We start from the raw sequence: 22374 nt of genomic DNA, 5'->3' as shown, positions 1-22374 counted from the left end.
ACGAATTAATCGTTCTATTTTAACTAATTTTGCAGTGAGAGGCCATGACTACACCATGGTTTAAGCCTCTCACTGCGATTGATTTCTTCTATTTTCTTGTGGCTTAGCGTGCCCGATGCAGTAGATAACCACCAATTGCAAACATGATGATAATTGGAATAAACACAAACCATGCTGGCGACGGTGCATAGACTAAACTCGCATAACCCAAGAAGTCCTGCAGATAGAAGAAGCCTAAACCTGCAAATAATGCAATCACCAGGCGAAAGCCCATGGATTGTTGACGTAGCGGTCCAAAAATAAAGGAACAGGCAATCACCACCAATGCAATCAGAGCAAATGGCGAGCCGACTTTCTGCCAGAAAGCCAGTTCATAGGTCTTTGGTACCTGGCTATACTCATGCATATAGCTCATGAAACTGACCAGTTGACTAGGCGATAGATCCTCCGGGTCAATGGTCACCATATGCACATACTTCGGTTGCAGCGCTAAGGCCAGCGGCTGTTCGGAATGTGTTATCAGCGTGGCATTACCATTCTGCAGAATATTCATTTCCTGCGTATTCTGTAGAGTCCATGCACCATCCTTGATAAAATCACCCTGCTCGGCTTTTAGCGTACCGCGCAGACGATAATCTTCATCAAAGTCCAGCATCTGTACATTTTTTAGCTCGCCTTTGGCATTAGCATAGTCAATATAGATAAAACGCTGACCTTCACGGGTCCAGTAGCCTTTAACCTCACCAATTTTTACAGGCTTGTTGTAGCTCTTTACCGCTTTGGCCTGCTCATTGGTATACGGAATTACCCATTCACTTAAAGCAAAAGATAAAATCACCAGGAGTAATGCCGAACGAATTACCCAGCCGACAATCCGCCACAGGCTGACCCCAACCGAACGCATCACAATCAACTCACTGTTAGAAGCGAGTGTACCTAAGCCGAGAACAGCACCAATCAGTGCAGAGATTGGTAGGATTTCATACAGATAATTTGGCGCGCCCCATAGCACATATTTTAATGCCTGCCAGGCACCGTAGCCTTCTTTTAATGAACCCAGTTCACCCAAGTAAGTAAATAATACCTGTAGACCGGCCAATACGGCTGTTGCACCGAGCATAGCAAGTGCAGTGGTTCCGGTCACATGTTTTGCAACGATACGACGTGCCAGCATGATTAAAACCTCGCTCGTTGAATCTGTTTCTTGATTTTCGGCGCCAGCTTTTGCTTACGTGCAAATAGAGCCGCAGCAATACCATAGAAAATCAGGACCATTGGATAAGCCCAGATCCCCATTTCCTCTTTACTGACGCGCGTTTTTACTGCCATTAAAGCCACAATCAGGCTGGCAAAGATCAAGAGTGCTGGAAACAGTTTAAGATAGCGCCCCTGACGTGGACTCACTTCAGACAAGGCATTGGCCAGCATCAGCGCCGCAATAATCGCAAATGGTACAAATACTCGCCAACCGAGCTCACTGGCGACCACAGGATCATCGCGGTTTTCCCAGAGTTTCGAAGTCGGCAACGCTTCAACCTCAGCACTTTCAAACTTGGCTTCTTTATCATTTTCCAGACGCAGACGATAAGTCTCGAATTCCGCTTGGGTATATTTCGGCATGCCGGCAAAAATTTCATAACGCCGACCATTGACCAGATCCACCACATTGGCGGTGTCCCCTGCCACTTCTACACGGGTCGCTTCTTGCGCCAGAATCATGACATCTGGTTTGCCTTCACGTTCTGCACGTTGATAGAAAAAGATATCTTTCAGGTTTTTACGGTCTTCCGACAGATCACCTGCATAGATGGTATAGGGTCCCGAGGAAATAAATTCTTTCGGCCTTACCAGATCAAAACCCGTCCGTACTGCCTGCTCATTGGTCAATGCTTCAAACTGACGAATACCCCACGGTGCCGCCCAGAGCATTAAAAATGCCTGAACGACTAGAAATACCAAAGTCATCGGAATGAGTAATCGTGCCAGCTGATTGCGACTGACCCCGCTACCATTCATGACTGCCATTTCATGATCGACATAGAGCCGGCCAAATACCAGCATCAGACCAATAAAGAAACCTAAAGGTAAAATCAGGGTCAGGAATTCAGGCAAACGATAACCAATAATACTGAACAGAATGCCTGCATCCAGACGTCCTTGTGCTGCCACACCGAAGTACTTGATCAGTCGACCACCCATCATGATCAAGGTCAATAAGGCAATCACAACCAAGGATGTTGATACAACTTGCTTGACCAGATAACGCCGAATAATCAAATTAAATCTTCCAGAATACAGGGTAAAAACTTGTCATAGTTTACCCGAATGTTAAGCTTAAAAATATAAAACCGATACTTGAGTTGAACATTGAAACCCTGTTCAGGAAATTGTTTCAATGGTTTAATGGTTGCAAATTTTATAAGGCTTAAATAAACGCATATGAAACTGACAATTAATACGTCATTCCAAGAGAATGCATCCAGCCAATATCTGTTAATTCTTGTGGATTCTGAGCAACTTCAGCAGTCAGCTGCCACTTATCAGATTAACAAGTTCGAAGAAATCACCACAGCGACACAATATAAAGCAGGTTTAAATGAAACCCTGGCATTAGTTGGTAATGTTCCAGCGAGTGCCAACGCCTGTCTGGTTGGCTTGGGCAAGACTGCTGAACTACAGCCGGGCAAACTGGCGAAAGTTGCGCAAACTATCGTAAAAGCAGCACAGAAAAAATTCCAGCAGATCAGCGTAGACATTTCTGCTCTGCCAGCCCAATTTCATAACGTTTTTGCACTATTGCTGACCCAGGCTGCGTATGCCTTTGATGAATTCAAATCCAAGAAAAATGAATTTGTACTTGAGCAAATCAACCTGATTGCAACTGACAGTCCAGTAACTGCAGAACAGCTGCAATTGCTTCAGGCAGTGCAAACCGGCCAAAACTTAGCACGTGACTTGGGTAACCGTCCAGGCAATATTTGTTTCCCGGAATACCTGGCGGAACAGGCCCTGGCTTTAGCGGCTGAATATCCAAAACTGCTTAAAGTGAATGTACTGGATGAACAGCAAATGGCTGATCTGGGAATGCACTCTTTCCTGGCAGTGAGCAAAGGTTCAGACCGTCCAGGACGTATCATTACCATCGAATATCATGCAGAACGTAGTGAAGCACCCGTCGTTTTAGTCGGTAAAGGGATTACCTTTGATACCGGCGGTATTTCCCTGAAACCAGGTGCTGGCATGGACGAAATGAAATACGATATGTGTGGTGCAGCTTCAGTGCTGGGTACCATGCGTGCATTATGCGAATCTGGTTTAGATATTCATGTTGTGGGTACCATTGCCGCTGCTGAAAACATGCCATCTGGCAAAGCAACCCGTCCAGGCGATATTGTCACCACGATGAGCGGTCAAACGGTTGAAATTCTGAATACTGATGCAGAAGGTCGTCTGGTACTTTGCGATACTTTAACTTACGTAAAACGCTTTAACCCTGCTCTCGTGATTGATATTGCAACTTTGACCGGGGCCTGTGTGGTTGCACTGGGTTCAGTCCTGACTGGCATGTTCACGCCGGATGATGAACTGGCCGCTGAACTCGAAGCTGCTGGTCAAACTTCATTTGACCGTGTATGGCGTATGCCAGTATTGGATGACTATCAGGAGCAGCTGGATTCTCCATTTGCAGATATTGCCAACATTGGTGGTCCTAAGGCCGGCTCTGTGACTGCAGCTTGCTTCCTGCAGCGTTTCACCCGTGACTACCGCTGGGCACACCTAGATATCGCAGGTACAGCCTGGAATTCAGGCACCAATAAAGGTGCAACAGGTCGTCCAGTGCCATTATTAATGCAATTCCTGGCGAACCGTGTTCAAAAGAATGGCTAAAGTCAGCTTTTATTTATTTGAAAAAAGCCCTGAACGGCAGGTCGAAAGTACCTGCCGTTTATGCCGCAAGATTCTGCGCCAGCCGGAACGGATCTGGTTACTCTGTGGCGATGCTGACTTGCAGCAACAGCTGGATGAACATCTGTGGACGTTTGATCCTACCGCTTTCATCCCGCATGGTATTGACCAGCCACAGGCCAGTGTCTGTATCTCTGCAAGCTTGCCTGAGCAACAAGACTGGATTATCTTTAATTTTAATCCTGAAGCACTTGAACCTTACGCTAAATTTAGTCACATTATTGAGATTATTGAAAACAACGAAACGGCCAAGCAACTCGGCCGCGAGAAGTTTAAGCAATACCGTCGACTGGGTATTGAGCCGAAAACTTATAAACTGTAGCCTTACTTAAACCTCATAAGGAGATGCCCGTGGCATTAAATGTTGGTCCAGATTTCAAACAGCGCTGGTTAAATGTGCCTGAAGCTGTGCGTCAGACCTTTATTGATGACCTCGCGCGTATCTGCGACGTACTTCAGCCAGAGACGTCATTGCAGGAATGGCTGGCACATGACCAGCAATTGCAAAAAGAATCCGAGCGTAAAATTGAGGCTGCCTATGTACAACGCAAAGCGGAACTGATTGAAGAAGCACGGATTCGTAAACAGCAGGCCCTTGAAAAAGCGCTGGCTGATAAGCGTGCTCAGGAGCAGGCGTATATCGAGCAGATGAAGCTGGATGAAGAACGTAAATATGCAGAGCAGACACGTACCCTAGAACTATTACGGGACAGCCTGAATGCTGAAGTCCTGAATTATGCGGCACGTTTTGAGCAAAATCGGATTTTAAATTCCGCCCAAATCAAAATTGATGATACTGAGATTCTGTCAGAACTGGAAAGTACCCGATTACGTCTGGAACTTGAAGCCGAAACTGCGATCGAGGAAACTTTGGTACAGCTGCGTAACCGCTTACGTGCTGCAGCCCGTGAAGAAATTGATTACATTCTGCAAAAGCGTTAATTCACTTAAAAAATAAGCCTAGAAAAGCCCACAAAAGTGGGCTTTTCTATTTATTCACATCTAGAAAAAATCTGCCAGCATAAAGGCGGCATTACCTGCCATATAACCTATGCCCAGTAAGCTTACAATCCACAATACGCCTCCAGCCAGATTATAAAGCGTAAAAGTCATAAAACTCATATGGCCCGAACCGGCAGCAAATGGAGCAAAAGAACGTACAAAAGGAATGAAACGTGCCATCAAGATGGTTTTGCCGCCATGCTTCATAAAATAATGATTGGTCTTGGTCAAATATTCGGGTTTGAAGAAACGCGAATGTTGATTGAAATATTTTAAGCCTAACACTTTGCCAGTGTAATAATTGACGGTATAGCCCAGCACTGCCGCAGTAAATAGCAGTAATCCCATAGAATGCAGCGTAATCAAATCGCTACTAGAACAGAGCGCACCAACTGCGATTAACAGGCTATCTCCCGGCAGGAAAAAGCAAAATACAGATCCCGTTTCTGCAAAAATCACCAGGAATAAAATGGCATAGATCCACACCCCATATTGCTCAAGCAATATCGGCAAAGACTGTTCCAGGTTTAGTAAGAAATCAAGCATTCGACCTGTCCGCTGGGGTTAAAATCGTAAAGTGAAGTCAGGATTATCCCGAAAAATAAAAAAACAGTCTAATTTTTCAATTAGACTGTTGAGTATTTAAGCAGTTTGGTTATTTTAAAAAGCCATTTTCAGCTAAAAAATCCATACTGATTTTCGACTGTGGTGTGGTTTCAGCTGCCTTGTCACCCAGCAACAAACGCTCGATATAACGTGCCAGCACATCGACTTCCAGATTGACTCTGGTCCCGACTTTCCAGGTCTCAATATTGGTTCGTTCAGCGGTATGCGGAATCAGGTTTAAACTGAGAATATTGCCACGCAGATGGTTAATGGTCAGGCTGATACCATCTACTGTGACTGAACCTTTCTCTGCCAGATACTTGGCAATTTCAGCAGGTGCTGTCACTTCAAAATAGATGGAACGGGCATCGGAACGCACTACCGTGATTTCGCCCACCGCGTCGACATGACCAGAAACAATATGCCCGCCAAAGCGTGTGGTTGGCAGCATGGCTTTTTCAACATTTACAGGTTGACCCGCTTTCCAGTTACCGAGTGTGGTTCGATTTAAACTTTCTCGAGACACGTCTGCAGCATACCAGTTATCGCCCCAGTCAATTACAGTCAGGCAAATACCATTGGTGGCAATTGAATCGCCCAGATGGACATCGGTCATATCCAGATCAGTCTGAATACGTAAGCGTACATCGCCGCCGACATTTTGCAGGCTTTCGACCTTACCGAGGCTTTCAATAATACCTGTAAACATTTTCTATTCCTTTTTTATGCTTTTACCAGAGAGCTAGCTGCGTGCTCACACTGGTCGTATCGACACCACCCAGTTCTGCATAATGGTGTAACTGACCTAACAATTGACGGATCGGTGGCCCAGACTTGGCATGCGTGTCGGTAATCACAATAAATTCCAGTACACGTGCACGCTCGGACTGGCGCTGTTTGCTGACACGGTAACGTGGCACATCTTGAGTTAGCAAGGTCACACGGCCACGTTTCAGATTGGCTTGTAACAGATCTGTCGCACTGATATTACCATCGGTTGAATAACTGGTCAGAATAAAACGTGCATTGATGGTTGCCAACAAGGTTTCATAGGCTTCCTTGGCATGCTTGGACGAGTTGTACTGACTTGGGCGCTCTTTACGCCAAGCACGGTCAATCCCGCTCTTAAAACCTTTGGTATCGGGTGTCGGCAGATCCACCTGATCCCAGAGGGTTAAAGCATTCAACACATGATAGTTACTGCTATAGGCATGCTGGTTATATGGTGGATCGAGATAAGCAACATCCACTTCAAAGCCACTCATCTGATTCGCCAGATGTTGGGCATCGACACACCACATTTCAGCTGCAGGACCTTTATGCTTGTTATCCTCACAGAAACGGCTTGGTGTTAACCAAAGCAGCGATTCAATGCGTTCCAGCGCGGTCTGGGTTTTACCGCCCCAGCCATGATGAAAGCTCTTAAATACGCCTGAAGTATTGCTGACAAAACTGGCTGAATATAGAAGTGGTGCCAATAAAGCACTCATTTCCACATCATCAATTGCGCCTTGGGCTTGCCAAGTGGCAATCTGCTGGCGTATCGCATCAATACGCATGCCATTACGGCGTTTGAAGAATAAACGGTCACGGGTCGGATCATAAATTTCATCATTGCGCGGACACAGATTATGTGTCACCCAGCCTTTGACTTCTGGTAAACGGTTCAGATAATCAATCGCTTTCTGATAGCCACCGAGCTCTTTAAAGGCAGGTGCTTCAGTACAAGCTAAAACTGCATGATTGAGTGCATGACTATACGGTTCCCAGTCATTGGCAATCACCCGATAGCCATTCTGACGGGCCAGACGTGAAACCACCCCCGAACCTGCAAAAAAATCGGCAAAAATCGGCGCACGGCCATCTTCACGTTTTAGGGTTCCCGTGCTCTCAAGTGCTTCCAGAATTAAATGTAGTAAACGGCGTTTGTTCCCCAGATAAGGAACCAGCTGATGGAAAAGATATTCATCTGTGGTACGTGCCGCATGGCGACGTTTGTGGTAAACCGTAGACTCTGGATTCATAGTGTCTCTTGAGAAGGAATTAACCTGAAGCGCACGTCATCACCCAAACGGGTCACGTCCTGCAATTTGAATCGAAGTTGTTCTGCCATTTGGCTGAATTCTGCATTAAACATACTACGCGCAGTTTGCCCCAATAGAGTCGGTGCAACATAACTGATGAGTTCATCCACCAATTTTTCCTGTAAAAATGCGCTAGATAAAGTCGCTCCTGCCTCAACCAGCACGTCATAAATCTGATGCTGCTGAACCAGGTACTGTAATAATTCTTTTAAAGGCTGAATCTCAAGCTGGATCACACCGAGATCGGCCAGTTCCTGACGATAAGGTCCCATCACCATCACCGTTTCTGGATTTTCCAAAATCTTGGCAGTAAGTGGCAAACGACCTTGGCGATCCAGAATAATCCGTTTTGGCTGAACAATCCTGCTGATGTCATCAACGCCTTTCAGGCTACGGACATTGAGCTGGCAATCATCGGCTAATACTGTTTCAATCCCGGTAATCACTGCGCCAGAAATCGCACGCCAGTGCTGGACATCTTGTCGAGCCTCTATACCGGTAATCCATTTCGATTCACCCGAAGCCATGGCTGTACGACCATCTAAACTCGATGCAATTTTCACACGTACATAAGGCATCCCAGTCGCCATAGCTTTCAGAAAACCATAATTGAGTGGATATGCTTCATCTTCACAGATGCCCACTTCAACGTCGATACCAGCATCTTTCAGGATCTGTACACCTTTTCCGGCGACCAGTGGATTTGGATCAGGACAAGCCACGACGACTTTAACTACGCCAGCTTCAACCAGACCTTTGGCACAAGGCGGGGTCCGCCCATAATGCGCACAGGGTTCCAAAGTCACATAAGCGGTTGCACCTTGGGCCTGCTCACCGGCCTGACGCATTGCAAAGACTTCAGCATGTGGCTGACCCGCTTTGGGATGAAAACCTTCGCCCACTACTACGCCATCTTTAACTATGACACAGCCAACGTTTGGATTCGGTTTGGTGGAATACTGGCCCTGACGTGCCAGTTCGATGGCACGGCGCATCCAGATTTGATCTTGAGTTATTTCAATCATGCTTATTCTTGTAATTCGCCGCGTTGCTGCATCTGTTCGATCTGACGACGAAAGGCTTCAACATCCTGAAAGTCCTGATAGACCGAAGCAAAACGCACATAAGCCACATGATCCAATGCGAATAGAGATTGCATCACGATTTCACCAATGGTACGTGACTTGACATCACGTTCACCCAGACGGCGAATTTGAAGCTGAATATCACTGAGCACCGTTTCAATCTGTTCTTGTGTCACTGGACGTTTCTGTAAGGCATGCATCAGTGAGCGGCGTAATTTGGCTTCATCAAAGGGTTCATTCTTGCCATCGGATTTGATGACCCGCGGCATCACCACTTCATAACTTTCAAAGGTGGTAAAGCGTTCATTACAACTGACACATTCACGACGACGGCGAATCTGGCAACCTTCAGCGGCCAGGCGTGAATCGATCACTTTACTGTCTGGTGTATTGCAAAATGGGCAATGCATAGCGGTTTAATTGAACAAATCCTGATGATTTCCGAGTGTAGCAAAAATTCTGAAGTTTGTAGAGTTTTACGCAATATATAGAAAAAAAACAGCCCTGACGGGCTGTTTCACACAATATATTGATTATTGTTTTAGCAGATTATTCGACACGTTCGCCGTGTTGGCTCAAGTCCAGACCCATGCGTTCATCATCAGAAGAAACACGGATACCAATGATCAGATCGATCACTTTCAGGATAATAAAGGTCAAGATTGCAGAGTAAGCGATTGTTGCCAGTACCCCTTCAATTTGTACCCATAATTGATGCATTACATTGGTTGGTGCACCGTCGCCCATGATAAATTCGCTGGCAAAGAATGCAGTCAGAATCGCACCGACAATACCACCTACACCATGCAGACCAAAAGCATCTAGAGAGTCATCAGCCTTAAGCATACGTTTCAGTGCAGTAATACCCCAGAAACATACTACACCACCGATGAGACCCATCGCTAAGGCACCACCTACAGTCACGAAACCAGCTGCTGGAGTAATCACCACCAGACCTGCAACCGCACCCGATGCACCACCTAATACAGATGCTTTACCACGTGCAATTTTTTCAGTAATTAACCAAGAGATTGTTGCTGCTGCTGCTGCCACTTGTGTAACCACGAGTGCATAACCTGCTGAACCGTTTGCACCCAATGCTGAACCACCGTTGAAACCGAACCAGCCCACCCATAGTAAGCTTGCACCGACTACAGTAAGTGTCAGATTGTGTGGTGCCATAGATTCGCGTCCTAGCCCCATACGCGAACCCAGCATGTAAGCTGCAACCAGACCTGCAACACCTGAGTTAATGTGTACGACTGTACCACCAGCGAAGTCCAGTGCACCATCACTGCCTAACCAGCCGCCGCCCCATACCCAGTGAGTAATTGGCGCATAAACTAGAATCACCCAAAGTGTGATGAATGCGATGAAAGCACCAAACTTCATACGTTCAGCAATAGAACCGCTAATGATGGCAACCGTAATAATCGCAAAAGTCATTTGGAAAATGACGAACAGGATTTCGGGAATGGTGCCTGACAGCGCTTCAGTCGTAATACCGGACAGCATAAATTTATCCAGGCTACCGATAAAGGCATTACCTTCACTAAATGCCAGGGTATAACCAATCACGACCCAGACAATACTGACTACTGCGGCTGCTACAAAGCTATGTGCCATAGTACTCAGTACGTTTTTCTTACGTACCATACCACCATAGAACAGGGCTAAACCTGGAATGGTCATGAGTAAAACTAGGGCTGTTGACGTTAAAATCCAGGCAGAGTCACCTGTATCGAGTGTGGCTTCTTCTTCTGCAGCTGCCGCTTCTTCAACCGGCGCTGTTTCTACTGCTTCCACAGCAGTAACTTCTGTAGTATCTGGAGTTGCAGTTGCATCAACCAAAGCAACTTCCTCGGTAGGAACGGCTGCTGATGCGGCTTCTTCAGCCCAGGCAACAGAACCGCCCAAAAGTGCGCTGGACAGACCCAACGCGAGTAGTATTTTTTTCATTCGTATCCCCCAACCAAGTTTTTGTGAGTTATTCGCTACTCAGCAAACTTTGTGCCAAATTAAACGGCGTCTGCACCTGTTTCACCTGTACGAATACGGATGACCTGTTCCAGATTTGTTACGAAAATTTTTCCGTCACCAATTTTGCCTGTGCTTGCTACACGCGTAATTGACTCGATTACCGCGTCAACCATTTCGTCGCTGATCGCGATTTCAATTTTGACTTTTGGCAAAAAATCAACAACATATTCAGCGCCACGATAAAGTTCAGTATGGCCTTTTTGACGACCGAAGCCTTTGACTTCAGTCACAGTGATGCCTTGAACGCCAATTTCAGACAATGCTTCACGTACATCGTCTAATTTGAAAGGTTTTACAATTGCAGTTACGAGCTTCATGTTTGTTTTCCTTCGGCTTATTTCACCAGTAAGGTTTTATGTTCAAATTTCATGCCAAGATTTCTAAGGTCGGGGGAAATTAGAAAGCTCGACATGCGGTTTCCCTGAACATTATTTTATACTTATAAATCTTTTGAATCTTCAAATTTTAGTCATTTTTATGTGGTCTTTTATGATAATAATTATCGATTAATCCCATATTTTGTCTGAAATACTATAGTCTTGATTCCTGCGGTGTTAAACTGTGCGCTTATTTCCATCTCTATGGACCACACAATGATTGAAACTTTATTACAAGCCATCTTGCAGCAAATCGAAGAACCAAAAAAAGATCTGGAACATAATCTTCGGGCTTTATTAAACGAAGCAGTAAGTAAAATGGATCTAGTTTCAAAAGAGGAAATTGAACGTCAGCGTACAGCCTTAAATCAGGCCAATCAGCGTTTAAATGAGTTGCTCAAACAAGTCGAATCACTTGAAGAAAAGATATCGAACAAAAAATAAGCACCAGTGAAGTGCATAAAAGACAAATAATGAACAATAATAACGCACCAAAATGGAACAATAAATGTCTTTTGCTAAAATTCATACCCGGGGATTGCTGGGACTACATGCCCCTTTAATAGAAGTTGAAGTTCATGTTAGTCAGGGAATGCCCTCCTTAACTATTGTTGGACTGCCCGAAGCGGCGGTTCGGGAAAGTAAGGATCGGGTTCGTTCTGCTATTTTGAATAGTGGCTACCAGTTCCCGACCAAACGCTTAACTATTAACCTGGCTCCTGCTGACCTGCCCAAAGACGGTTCACGTTTAGATCTGCCAATTGCTTTAGGGATTCTGATGGCATCAGGGCAATTACCTGAAAACTGTACTGATGGAATGGAATTCATTGGTGAACTTGCTTTAGATGGTCAACTCCGCCCCATCACTGGTACGCTTAGTATTGCGATTGCCTGTCAACAATCGCAGCATGAACTGATTCTACCTAAAGAAAATGCTCAGGAAGCCTGTCAGTTACCTGATTTTCGGGTATTTGCCGCTGCTTATCTAAAAGAAGTTTGTGATCATTTAAATAGACTCGCACCTTTAGCCCAGATGCAAGCCCGACCACAGGTGAATCACTCAGATTCTCGCTTTGATTTAGCCGATGTCAAAGGCCAGCTGCGCCCAAGACGGGCTTTGGAAATTGCTGCTGCAGGTGGACATTCTTTATTATTTAGAGGACCTCCTGGAACCGGTAAAACTTTACTGGCTTCGCGGCTAGCCAGTATCTTGCCGCCTCTCAATACTGAAGAAAATCTTGAAGTCGCCAGTATTTATTCTATTGCCAATAATAGTCATACTTTTGGACAGCGTCCTTTCCGCGCGCCACATCATACCGCGTCTGCAGTTGCCCTGGTCGGTGGAGGATCGCATCCTAAACCAGGTGAAATTACGCTGGCACATCTAGGTGTGTTATTTCTCGACGAACTGCCGGAATTTGACAGGAAAGTTCTTGAAGTATTGCGTCAACCTTTGGAATCCAAGGAAATTGTGATTTCGCGTGCCTCTCGACAAATTACTTTCCCAGCCAACTTTCAGCTGGTTGCAGCGATGAATCCCTGCCCTTGTGGTTATGCCTTTAATCAGGATATTCGCTGCCAGTGTTCTCCAGAAATGATCAAGCGTTATCAGAACCGGATTTCTGGGCCATTACTGGATCGGATTGACCTGCATATCGATGTGCCTCCTCTGCAAGCTCATGAATTACAATCTACACAACCGGTGGAAGCTTCTGCAACCGTTAGGGAGCGTGTGATAACTGCCTACGAACTGCAAATACAAAGACAGAACAAGCTGAATATGGCATTAACCCCAAAAGAATTAGAGCAATTTGCGCCACTAAATGCTCAGACCAGTAAAATGTTTGAACTTGCCCAACAAAAGTTAAATTTATCTGCCCGTGCTTATCATCGGGTATTACGAGTAGCACGAAGCATAGCTGATTTAGCTGAGAATTCAGAAATTCAGCCTCAGCATTTATCGGAAGCTTTATCTTATCGAGGTCAGCAAAGCTAAACGATTGGACAATAAAAATAAAAAAAGGCGACATTTGTCGCCTTTTTTCTATTAAATAATTAGAAGCTGTAACCTAGACCTAGGACAACTTTATTTTTTTGTTTTATATCATTACGGTCATAACCACCTAAAATATAGTTCATGCTTGCAGTCACGCCAGTATCAGCAAGTGCTTTACTCAAACCGATATCAAAGTGGCGGAAACTAAATGTATCAGCAGCTTCAATTGGTCCATTCTTATCATATAGATATAAACCAAGTGCTGTATCTAAACTAAAATCTTTAGGTAAAGCATAGCTATAAGATGCTTTTAGATAAGTATCACCTGCATTACCCCAATCAAGATCTTCAAGTAATGTTTGCGCAGTGATACCTAAATCTTTATAGGTCAAACCCAACATGGTTTCAAAACCGTTTGATCCAGAATTACCAATATCATAGTAATAATAGTACGTTAAACCTGCTGTATAACCCCAGTCATCATTGATTGAACCGCTATAGCCTGCATAGAAATCATTTTCGAAAGCATTAGTGACTTCCCCTGTTTCAACTTCTACTAATTCACCTGCTGCATTTTCAAAAAGATCTGTACCTGCAGAATATCTTAAAGTTGATCCCCACCATCCAGCATAAAAACCTGAAGCATGGTTATAATCTATACCACCATTAATTGTGGCATTTTTATTTTCAGGTGTATTTGTAATACCACGCAAGTTATAGCTCGATAACACACCGATATTGCCAGATACTGAGTGCGGAGATGTAGGCTCATCTGCAAAAGTAAAACTGGATGCTGAAGCTACTGCTGCAACTGCTAAAGCTTTTAAAGTGAATTTCATTGTTAGATTCCCCCAACCGTCCGCAGACGTTTTTAGTTGTGTTTTTAAACTCAACTTAGGCTTTGCAATAGCTATGCCAACCCATAAAAAGGAAAATTCAAATTAGCTATAAAAGTTTTTTTATTTATATAAATATTTGATTTCAATCATATATATTAAAAATTAAAATTTAAATTGGTTTAGGTTAAACGATAAAATTAAGAAAAAACTGAAAAATAAAGTACTTGCGCTATTCCACTGCATGTCTAAATATTCGCTTACAACTTGCTACTTTTTGAAGCTATATTTTATATAGATAAATTTTTATGCATAAAAAAGGTGCATAATATTTAATCAATATGACACACCTTGCAATCACTATTTCAGCAAAACCTAGAAATTAAAGTTTGCACCTACGACAATATGATTATCAAAATCTATTTCATCACAACCTTTGCCGCCATAGACATAGTCCAGACTTAATTCAATTCGTTTTGCGACTGTTTTACTTAGTCCAATCCGTGTTTCATTAAAAATAAAGCTTTCTGTGGTCTGAATCAGTTGATCATCACCGCTAGCGTTATACAGGGAAGCACCTACTGACGTATTCAGGTTAAAGTTTTGCGGTAATGGATAGCTATAAGCTGCACTGAGATAAACATCTTCTGCATTTGCATAGTTAACATCTGTCAGCATAACATCTAAATCTAAGCTCAGGTCGTTATAAAACACGTCATTCAGTATCTCAAAATCAGTAGTACGCGCTTATCTGGGCCATCTTTACTATAAACTGTCCCATCATTTTGATAGTAATAAGATACGATCTAGGATTAGTAGCTTCAGTTCTCATTCAGCGCTCGGCCATAACCAATATAAAAGTCATGCTCAAAACCATGATCCTGATTTGCATCAGAAGAATCATAATTTAAGGTTGAGCCCCAATAGCCCAGGAATATCCCGCTGTTGTGTGTATATTCCAGTCCAAACTGTACCGATGGATCATCACTTTTCTCACCACCACGATAAATATACTTGTTCACGACACCAATAATTGCGCTAAGTTCACCCCTAGATAGATTTTGGGTATCTTCAGCAAAAGTATCTGAAGTCATGCTAACAAGCAGCACAAGCAAACCGAGTTTCGGCAGCTGAGACATATACGTTCTCATTTACCACGTTTAAATAAAGGGGGCAAGAATATGAAAAACGTGAATAATAAAGTTTTACCAAAAGGTTTAAAAATGAAAATGGATGACTGTGAACTATTCTAAATAGTAAATTGCAGTATAAAGGAAAAATTTAAAGCATTGTTAAAGTGGACAAAACAGCTTATAGAATCTTTTAATCAGTTTTAACCTTACATAACATCAAATTAAAAAAAATCAATATGAGCTCTGAAACATGCTCTTCATTATTAAAAATATTACATTATAAAAACTTTATTTTTATCTTATTGTTTTCAATATTAATTTTACCTTATGGGAAAAAATAGTATTAAAAACTATAGCGTGATTGTGAATAATAGGTTAAAAAAACTCAACTTTAGTTTAAAGAATGTCATAAAAACGATATTTTTTATCAGATTAATTATACAATTTGGTTAATTTCTGCGTGTGCTTTAGGCAGATGCAGTACAAAAAAACATATATGAGGCTCTCTCCCCATGTTAAACGCAAAGAAAGTTACATTAGCAGTATTGGTACAAGCTGCTCTGATCTCTACAGCTTATGCAAGCGAACAAAGTGAAGCAAAAGGCTTTGTAGAAGATGCTGAAGGCACAGTTCTATTCCGTACGGGTTACTTAAGCCGTGATAAAAAAAATGGTGTTGATGATACAAGCTCTGCAGCTCAAACAGCAATAATTAATCTAGATTCTGGCTTTACCAAAGGTATTGTTGGTTTTGGTGCAGGTATCATTGGTGATGCTTCATTTAAACTCGGTAAAAATGGGCATACTGGTAACCAAATGATCCCAACGCATAGTCAAGATAATGCCGATGGAACTAAAGATGCCTATGATCATTGGGCACGTGGAGGTGCTTATGTCAAAGCACGCGTATCAAACACAACGGCTAAATATGGTACGCAAGTATCTGAAATTCCAGTAATTGCAAGTAATACTGCTCGTTTAACCCCTGAGTACTACACTGGTCTTTATATTGAAAGTAACGAAATTAAAGACTTGACGTTAATCGGTGGTAAATTCACTAAAAATCAATGGTCTAATGATATCAGCTCAGACCAACAAAATTTGGACAGTGCTATTTTCTGGGGCGCGAAATACAAGTTTAACGACCAAGTTAATGCCTCTTATTATGGGGTAGACGTTAAAGATAAATTAGATCGTCACTATGGGAATGTAAATTACAGCTTTCCTACAGCAAATGGTGCGACCGTAACTTTAGAGGCAATGGGTTACAATACTAAATGGAAAGTTGGAGCAGCAACCACTGATCCACGCAGTGCAACTGAAGAATTGACTAACTCAATTTGGGGTGTATCTGCAAGCTATAACAGAGATGCACACAATTTGATGCTTGCATACCAAGATAATGCGGGCAACATAGGTTACGACTATGCTTACAACGCAGATGGTCTACAAAGCATTTATGTACCAAACTCATACTTATCCGACTTTAAGGGTAACGATGAAAAATCTGTTGGCTTACAGTACAACTATAATTTTAAAAACCATGGTCTTCCAGGTCTAAACTGGACAACAGCATTCGTTTATGGTTGGGATATTGATGTAGCCGAAATAAATAATCCAGCACAAATTATCGACCAAGCTGAAGAACATGAATTCTTTAACCAAGTGAAATATACGGTTCAATCTGGTGCATTCAAAGATGCAAACTTACGCTTACGTCACTCATACTTGCGCGCAAGTGATACTTACAATAATGCTTCTGGCAACTATGTAAGTAATGCTATCAGCTCAACAAATGAATGGCGTATCTGGTTAGACATCCCGGTGAAATTATTCTAATGTCCTGACGATGCTTTAAATCAAAAAAACCTGCACATTGTGCAGGTTTTTTTATTTAAGCTTTAAAAGTTTAAAGACTTAAATGGAAAAGCAAAGCAATTATTTGTTTGCTTCTGCATAAGCAGCAATTGAGTCTAGTACTTCTTGTTTCGCAACATCTGCACCTTCCCAACCACTTAACTTAACCCATTTACCTGGTTCCAAGTCTTTGTAGTGCTGGAAGAAGTGTTCGATCTGGCTGATCAATAATGGAGGAAGATCAGTATATTCTTGAACATCTTTATAGATCGGTGTCAATTTTTCATGTGGAACCGCAACCAGTTTCGCATCAACACCACCGTCATCTTCCATGTTCAGTTTGCCCACAGGACGGCAGCGAATAACAGAACCCGGCTCTACTGGGTGTGGCGTCACAACCAATACGTCTAAAGGGTCGCCATCTAGAGATAAAGTATTTGGAACATAACCATAGTTCGCTGGGTAGAACATTGCTGTACCCATGAAACGGTCTACAAATAGCGCATCAGAATCTTTGTCGATTTCGTATTTGATTGGTGCTGCGTTTGCAGGAATTTCAATAATTACATAGATGTCATTTGGTGCATCTTTACCCGCTGGGATATTGCTGTAGCTCATAGCATCACTCTTTAACAAGTTAAATCTTTTAAAAACCGCGACAATTATAACGGTTTTTGCAGATTTTTTTCGGTTTAAAAATATCGAACAATCAATCAGGCGATTGATGGCTGGACTGACCTAAATTAATTTGATGATCAGTAGCAATAACGCAATCGGACACAACATGGAAAGCAACCACATGATGGAACGCAATGTCGCCCAGTTTGCCAGATAGCAAATACCGTACAGCACCCGGAAAATCAGATAACCAATACCAAAAGTCATAATCAGACTTTGCGGCATGACCAGATATTCAGCCATCAGGACAGCTGCAATAAACAGCGGCAAGCTTTCAAAACTGTTCTGCTGAACAGCATTAGCACGTTTTGCAACACCGGTAGACTGTTCTAAAAAATCACGCGGATTCTGGTTATCTTTAGCCTTAAAGCCTCCAGCTTTTTTAGCAATCATGGTAAACACATAAGGTAGCAGACAAGCCGCTAAAATGAGATAAATGATCCCACTAATGCTCTGCATCTGATTTTTCTCATGAAAATTTTATCTGTATCATAGCATGGCATTTCGTGAATAAATTTTGTTAAATAGGGTGTTTTAGCAACCACATAAGGATTCACGATGATCAGTCCCGATCAAAAAGAAATGTTGGATGTACTGGAACGCCAGCGTCAACATCAGCTGCAAGTGGATCGCGTCCTGAAAATTGTATTGCCGATCGTGGCATTTTTACTCAGTGTCATCGCTGCCAATATGAATATCTGGTCAGCTCTGTTCACCTTTGTGATGTTATGGATTGCCTTTTATGCAGTGGGCATCAAGCGCTATACCCTGTGGCATTGGCTGACGATTATTTTAGTATATTGCCTGATTGATAATGTGCTCAGCTATGGCGAGTTCTACCGCCCTGGCTTCAACCGTCACTTCATTAGCCTGTTTATCTTCGTCGGGATTGTAGGCGTTGGTCGTCGCTACTTCGACCGCTGGTGGATGGAAAAGAATAAATCTGCCCAACTTTAAAAAGATTCCATAAAAAAAGCGCCTATCAAAGGCGCTTTTTTTACACAGCTTTTAAGCTGTTTTACGTAGATCTTTACGCAGGATTTTACCTACGTTAGATTTTGGCAATTCATCCAGGAATTCTACATAACGCGGACGCTTGTAACCTGTCAGATTTTCTTTTGCGAATGCCAGAACTTCTTCAGTTGTTAAAGATGGATCTTTTTTCACCACGAACAGTTTAGGCACTTCACCTGATTTCTCATCTGGTACACCAATAGCAGCCACTTCCAGCACTTTTGGATGTTTCGCAACGATTTCTTCAATCTCTGAAGGATAAACGTTGAAACCAGATACCAGAATCATGTCTTTTTTACGGTCTACAATCTTCACATAACCACGATCGTTCATCACACCGATATCACCGGTACGAAAGTAACCATTAATCATGACTTTGTCAGTTTCATCCTGACGGTTCCAGTAACCCTTCATCACCTGAGGACCACGGATCGAAATCTCGCCCTGCTCGCCCAATGGTACTTCATTGCCATCGTCATCTAAAATTGCAACTTCAGTCAACGGCAATGGAATACCAATGGTGCCGCTAAATTCTTCAGATGCAGGCGGGTTTGCAGTTGCAACCGGAGAAGTTTCTGACAAACCATAGCCTTCGATGATGTTAGTGCCTGTAACTTTCTTCCATGCTTCTGCAGTAGAAGGCAGCACCGCCATACCACCACCCATCGCCATTTTCAGACGACTGTGATCTAGCTGTTTGAAGTCTTCATTATTGATCAATGCATTGAATAAAGTATTCACTGCAGGGAAGAACGTTGGCTGGTATTTACGTAATTCTTTAATTACCGCAGGCAGATCACGCGGATTTGGAATCAGAACGTTGGCTTGACCTTTATACATACCGTACAGTGCACACACCATGAATGCAAAGATATGGTACAACGGTAGAGCACAGAAAATACGGTCATCTGGCTGGCCGTCTTGTGCACCGAATTTGCTCTGGAAAATACCATCACATTGCAGCATGTTTGCAACCAGGTTGCGATGTGTCAGTTCAGCACCTTTAGAAACACCTGTCGTACCACCAGTATATTGCAGTACAGCAGTATCACTTAAAGTCAGTTCAGGACGTTTATAGTTCGTTGGGCTGACTTTGTTCAGCGCAGCATTGAACTTGATGTGACCTGGAATATCCCATGCTGGAATCTGTTTACGTACAGAACGTAGCACAAAATTAACTAGCGTACCTTTCAGTGCACCCAGCATATCACCTACAGAAGCAACAACGACGTGCTTGACTGGGGTTTTGCCAATAATTGCCTGGTATACAGAAGCGAAGTTTTCAATGATAACCAGTACTTCTGTACCAGAGTCATTTAACTGATGCTCAAGTTCACGTGAAGTATAAAGTGGATTTACATTGACCAATACCAGACCAGCACGGAATACGCCCAATGCCACGACCGGATATTGCAACACGTTTGGCATCATGACTGCCACGCGTGTACCTTTTGCAAGCCCCAAGCTCTGTAAATATGTTGCAAATTTACGACTAGCTTCTTCCAGCTCATTAAACGTCATTACTTTATCCATAAAGATAAAGGCATCACGTGAGCCAAACTTCTGGAAATTACGCTCAAAAATATCAACTAATGAAGTGTTTTCTGGTGGCAGTTCTACAGTGTGTGGAATCCCTGTTTTCTCGTATTCAGCGAACCAAATCTTTTCCATAATGCCATTCTCTCCAATCATAATCCTTAGAATCTCAACTGTTTTTTTCAATATTGCGCTAATTTTTTAACTTGTTTATGCGCAATAATGCATCCATCTTGTCGAATCGTTGTTCATATATAACGTATTTCGATTGATGGATGCTAGTCTTATCTTTGAATCAACAGTTTATTTGCTTTTTGATATCCGCGTGGTAAAAGCTGTCCTTTCGAACCGCGTTTGCCGATGTACTTTTGCAGATCATCCCCTTTTAATTTTATTTGCTGTTGTCCTGCAAGCACTTGAATTATTTCATCTAAACTCAAGACTGTCATGGATAAAATTTGATCTTTATCTTCAAGTTGTATCAATTTATTACCTTTGCCTTTATTCAACACAGGTAATTCAGTCAAATCAACAATTAATAGACGACCTGCAGAACTGAGCAATGCCAGATGAGTTTTGTCTTCAAGTGGCTGCAGATTCATTGCATGCGCACCTTCCGGCACAGTCAGGAATGCCTTGCCCGCCTTGGCATTGGTATCCAGCTGCTTGGCTTGAGTCTTGAAACCATAACCTTTGCTGCTGATTGCCAGGATTTCTGCCTCATCTTCGGCAACCAGAACCTGTTTAAAGCCGACGCCACTTGCAGGAGAAAGTTTTGAACTCAGTGGTTCACCTAATCCTCGCGCAGACGGCAGACTGTTGATGGCCAAGGCATAACTGCGCCCCGTATCATCCAGTACATAAACACGCTGATTAGATTTGCCTTGGGCATGACTCAAGTACTGATCCCCTGCACGGAAGTTCAGGTTTTCGGCATCCACTTCATGACCTTTGGCACAGCGGATCCAGCCAGCTTCAGATAAGACCACGGTCACCGGATCAGCAGGCAGCATTTCAGTTTCATCAATTGCCGCAGCTTCGGCACGCTCTACGATTGGAGAACGGCGATCATCGCCAAATTTCTTGGCATCATCTTTGAGTTCATTGATGATCAAATTCTTTAAAGATTCTGGATTGGCCAGTTGCTCACGGATTTCAGCTGCCTTGGCTTCTAACTCTTCCTGCTCACGGCGCATTTCCATTTCTTCAAGCTTGGCCAAATGACGCAACTTGAGTTCTAAAATGGCTTCTGCCTGAATTTCATCAATACCAAATCGTTGCATCAGTACCGGTTTAGGCTGATCTTCTTCACGGATGATCTGAATCACTTCATCAATATTCAAGTAGGCAATGATCAAGCCACCCAAAATATGTAAGCGTTTCTCGATTTTATTCAGATGGAATTGCAGACGACGGGTCACAGTGGTCTTACGGATTTCAATCCATTCCAGCAAAATACGACGGATCGATTTCACCTGCGGTCGACCATCCGCACCAATCATATTCATATTGACGCGATAGCTGGATTCAAGATCGGTGGTTGCGAACAGATGACTCATTACCGATTCAGCATCGATACGATTTGAACGCAACACAATGACCAGACGGGTCGGATTTTCATGATCGGATTCATCACGCACATCTGTGACTAAAGGCAGTTTCTTCGCCTGCATCTGGTCTGCAATCTGGGTAATGATTTTGGAACCAGACACCTGATAGGGCAATTCAGTAATCACGATCTCGTTTTTTTCAACCGTATATACGGCACGCATACGGTAACTACCACGACCTGTCGTTTGCATTTTCAGCAATTCAGTCGGTGGAGTAATAATTTCTGCTTTGGTTGGTAAGTCCGGTCCCGGAATATATTCAGCTACTTTGACATCGGTCAGGTTCGGATTGCGAATCAGTGCAATTGTACCTTTGACCACTTCACGCAGGTTATGTGGTGGAATATCGGTTGCCATACCCACAGCAATACCCGTGGTACCATTCAACAAGATGTTCGGTACGCGTGCCGGCAGATTGACTGGCTCTTTCATCGAACCGTCGAAGTTGTCCTGCCAGTCACAGGTGCCTTGACCCAACTCGGAAAGCAGTAATTCACTATATTGTGACAGTTTGGCTTCGGTATATCGCATCGCCGCGAAAGACTTTGGATCATC

Annotated in this window: 23 protein-coding genes; 7 read left to right on the top strand and 16 right to left on the bottom strand. The window is 43.2% G+C overall.

From position 1 onward, the window contains the following. Positions 1 to 103 precede the first annotated feature (103 nt). Positions 104 to 1174 carry an LPS export ABC transporter permease LptG gene (gene lptG / locus B3D47_RS04520; protein WP_004810149.1) on the bottom strand — a complete coding sequence of 357 codons (1071 nt, stop codon included), beginning with the start codon at positions 1172 to 1174 and terminating at the stop codon, positions 104 to 106. Positions 1175 to 1176: 2 nt separating this feature from the next. Further along, positions 1177 to 2277 carry an LPS export ABC transporter permease LptF gene (gene lptF / locus B3D47_RS04515; RefSeq protein WP_163164647.1) on the bottom strand — a complete coding sequence of 367 codons (1101 nt, stop codon included), beginning with the start codon at positions 2275 to 2277 and terminating at the stop codon, positions 1177 to 1179. 162 nt (positions 2278 to 2439) lie between these two features. Here lptF and B3D47_RS04510 point away from each other — a divergent pair, with 162 nt between their 5' ends. The 3 genes from B3D47_RS04510 to blhA are packed head-to-tail and all read left to right on the top strand — an operon-like array spanning position 2440 to position 4908. Further along, positions 2440 to 3888 (top strand): leucyl aminopeptidase, encoded by a 1449-nt coding sequence (locus B3D47_RS04510; protein WP_286860181.1) that lies wholly within the window; start codon positions 2440 to 2442, stop codon positions 3886 to 3888. After that, a complete protein-coding gene (locus B3D47_RS04505) occupies positions 3881 to 4288 on the top strand; it encodes a DNA polymerase III subunit chi (RefSeq protein ID WP_005223527.1) in 408 nt (135 codons plus the stop codon). The genes B3D47_RS04510 and B3D47_RS04505 overlap by 8 nt, the downstream gene beginning before the upstream one ends. Positions 4289 to 4317: 29 nt before the next feature. Then, entirely contained in the window at positions 4318 to 4908 is a 591-nt protein-coding gene (gene blhA / locus B3D47_RS04500) for a cell division protein BlhA (protein WP_286860178.1), read from the top strand. Between the two features lie 60 nt (positions 4909 to 4968). Here blhA and B3D47_RS04495 read toward each other — a convergent pair whose 3' ends face one another. The 7 genes from B3D47_RS04495 to glnK form a co-directional block, all read right to left on the bottom strand. Beyond that, complete coding sequence (locus B3D47_RS04495; RefSeq protein WP_286860176.1) at positions 4969 to 5514, bottom strand: VTT domain-containing protein; 546 nt, start codon at positions 5512 to 5514, stop codon at positions 4969 to 4971. A gap of 109 nt (positions 5515 to 5623) precedes the next feature. Next, on the bottom strand, positions 5624 to 6283 hold the full coding sequence (locus tag B3D47_RS04490) for a riboflavin synthase (protein WP_286860174.1): 660 nt from the start codon (positions 6281 to 6283) through the stop codon (positions 5624 to 5626). Positions 6284 to 6305: 22 nt separating this feature from the next. Then, positions 6306 to 7598, bottom strand: a complete 1293-nt coding sequence (locus B3D47_RS04485) for a DNA adenine methylase (RefSeq protein WP_005223533.1) — start codon at positions 7596 to 7598, stop codon at positions 6306 to 6308. Further along, the gene (gene ribD, locus B3D47_RS04480) at positions 7595 to 8683 is read right to left on the bottom strand and encodes a bifunctional diaminohydroxyphosphoribosylaminopyrimidine deaminase/5-amino-6-(5-phosphoribosylamino)uracil reductase RibD (protein WP_286860172.1); all 1089 of its coding nucleotides are present in this window, start codon (positions 8681 to 8683) and stop codon (positions 7595 to 7597) included. The genes B3D47_RS04485 and ribD overlap by 4 nt, the downstream gene beginning before the upstream one ends. Positions 8684 to 8685: 2 nt before the next feature. Then, entirely contained in the window at positions 8686 to 9153 is a 468-nt protein-coding gene (gene nrdR / locus B3D47_RS04475) for a transcriptional regulator NrdR (RefSeq protein WP_004810168.1), read from the bottom strand. A 139-nt stretch (positions 9154 to 9292) separates the two neighbouring features. Continuing rightward, a complete protein-coding gene (locus tag B3D47_RS04470; protein WP_286860170.1) occupies positions 9293 to 10702 on the bottom strand; it encodes an ammonium transporter in 1410 nt (469 codons plus the stop codon). Between the two features lie 59 nt (positions 10703 to 10761). Further along, the gene (glnK, locus tag B3D47_RS04465; protein WP_004281042.1) at positions 10762 to 11100 is read right to left on the bottom strand and encodes a P-II family nitrogen regulator; all 339 of its coding nucleotides are present in this window, start codon (positions 11098 to 11100) and stop codon (positions 10762 to 10764) included. 276 nt (positions 11101 to 11376) lie between these two features. Between glnK and B3D47_RS04460 the strand changes: the two genes are divergently transcribed. Together B3D47_RS04460 and B3D47_RS04455 are read left to right on the top strand one after the other, a co-directional pair. Continuing rightward, on the top strand, positions 11377 to 11604 hold the full coding sequence (locus tag B3D47_RS04460; RefSeq protein ID WP_004810171.1) for an accessory factor UbiK family protein: 228 nt from the start codon (positions 11377 to 11379) through the stop codon (positions 11602 to 11604). Positions 11605 to 11668: 64 nt separating this feature from the next. Continuing rightward, complete coding sequence (locus tag B3D47_RS04455) at positions 11669 to 13156, top strand: YifB family Mg chelatase-like AAA ATPase (RefSeq protein ID WP_286860168.1); 1488 nt, start codon at positions 11669 to 11671, stop codon at positions 13154 to 13156. Positions 13157 to 13215: 59 nt separating this feature from the next. On the opposite strand, the gene B3D47_RS04450 is transcribed toward B3D47_RS04455, so the two are convergent. The 3 genes from B3D47_RS04450 to B3D47_RS04440 form a co-directional block, all read right to left on the bottom strand. Further along, positions 13216 to 13995, bottom strand: a complete 780-nt coding sequence (locus B3D47_RS04450) for a TorF family putative porin (protein ID WP_286860167.1) — start codon at positions 13993 to 13995, stop codon at positions 13216 to 13218. A 372-nt stretch (positions 13996 to 14367) separates the two neighbouring features. Further along, positions 14368 to 14670: a hypothetical protein gene (locus tag B3D47_RS04445; RefSeq protein WP_286860165.1), complete on the bottom strand. Its 303-nt coding sequence runs from the start codon at positions 14668 to 14670 to the stop codon at positions 14368 to 14370. Positions 14671 to 14813: 143 nt separating this feature from the next. Then, complete coding sequence (locus tag B3D47_RS04440) at positions 14814 to 15131, bottom strand: TorF family putative porin (protein ID WP_253170152.1); 318 nt, start codon at positions 15129 to 15131, stop codon at positions 14814 to 14816. 506 nt (positions 15132 to 15637) lie between these two features. On the opposite strand from B3D47_RS04440, the gene B3D47_RS04435 reads away from it, so the two are divergent. Next, on the top strand, positions 15638 to 16963 hold the full coding sequence (locus B3D47_RS04435) for an OprD family outer membrane porin (RefSeq protein ID WP_286860162.1): 1326 nt from the start codon (positions 15638 to 15640) through the stop codon (positions 16961 to 16963). Positions 16964 to 17062: 99 nt separating this feature from the next. On the opposite strand, the gene ppa is transcribed toward B3D47_RS04435, so the two are convergent. Beyond that, positions 17063 to 17599 (bottom strand): inorganic diphosphatase, encoded by a 537-nt coding sequence (ppa, locus tag B3D47_RS04430; RefSeq protein ID WP_004896422.1) that lies wholly within the window; start codon positions 17597 to 17599, stop codon positions 17063 to 17065. A 120-nt stretch (positions 17600 to 17719) separates the two neighbouring features. Continuing rightward, positions 17720 to 18118 (bottom strand): MAPEG family protein, encoded by a 399-nt coding sequence (locus B3D47_RS04425; RefSeq protein ID WP_286860159.1) that lies wholly within the window; start codon positions 18116 to 18118, stop codon positions 17720 to 17722. 99 nt (positions 18119 to 18217) lie between these two features. Between B3D47_RS04425 and B3D47_RS04420 the strand changes: the two genes are divergently transcribed. Continuing rightward, positions 18218 to 18616, top strand: coding sequence for a hypothetical protein (locus tag B3D47_RS04420; protein ID WP_286860158.1), 399 nt, complete (start codon positions 18218 to 18220; stop codon positions 18614 to 18616). A 51-nt stretch (positions 18617 to 18667) separates the two neighbouring features. Here the strand turns inward: B3D47_RS04420 and B3D47_RS04415 are convergent, their stop codons facing one another. Together B3D47_RS04415 and parC are read right to left on the bottom strand one after the other, a co-directional pair. Continuing rightward, positions 18668 to 20344: an AMP-binding protein gene (locus B3D47_RS04415; protein ID WP_103799957.1), complete on the bottom strand. Its 1677-nt coding sequence runs from the start codon at positions 20342 to 20344 to the stop codon at positions 18668 to 18670. A gap of 149 nt (positions 20345 to 20493) precedes the next feature. Next, positions 20494 to 22374 (bottom strand): DNA topoisomerase IV subunit A (parC, locus tag B3D47_RS04410; protein ID WP_286860156.1); only part of this gene is annotated, 1881 nt, incomplete at its 5' end.

Origin of the sequence: Acinetobacter sp. UBA3461 (genome assembly GCF_002381195.1) — a bacterium.
Taxonomy (GTDB): Bacteria; Pseudomonadota; Gammaproteobacteria; order Pseudomonadales; family Moraxellaceae; genus Acinetobacter; species Acinetobacter schindleri.
This window is presented reverse-complemented; position numbering and strand designations above follow the sequence as displayed.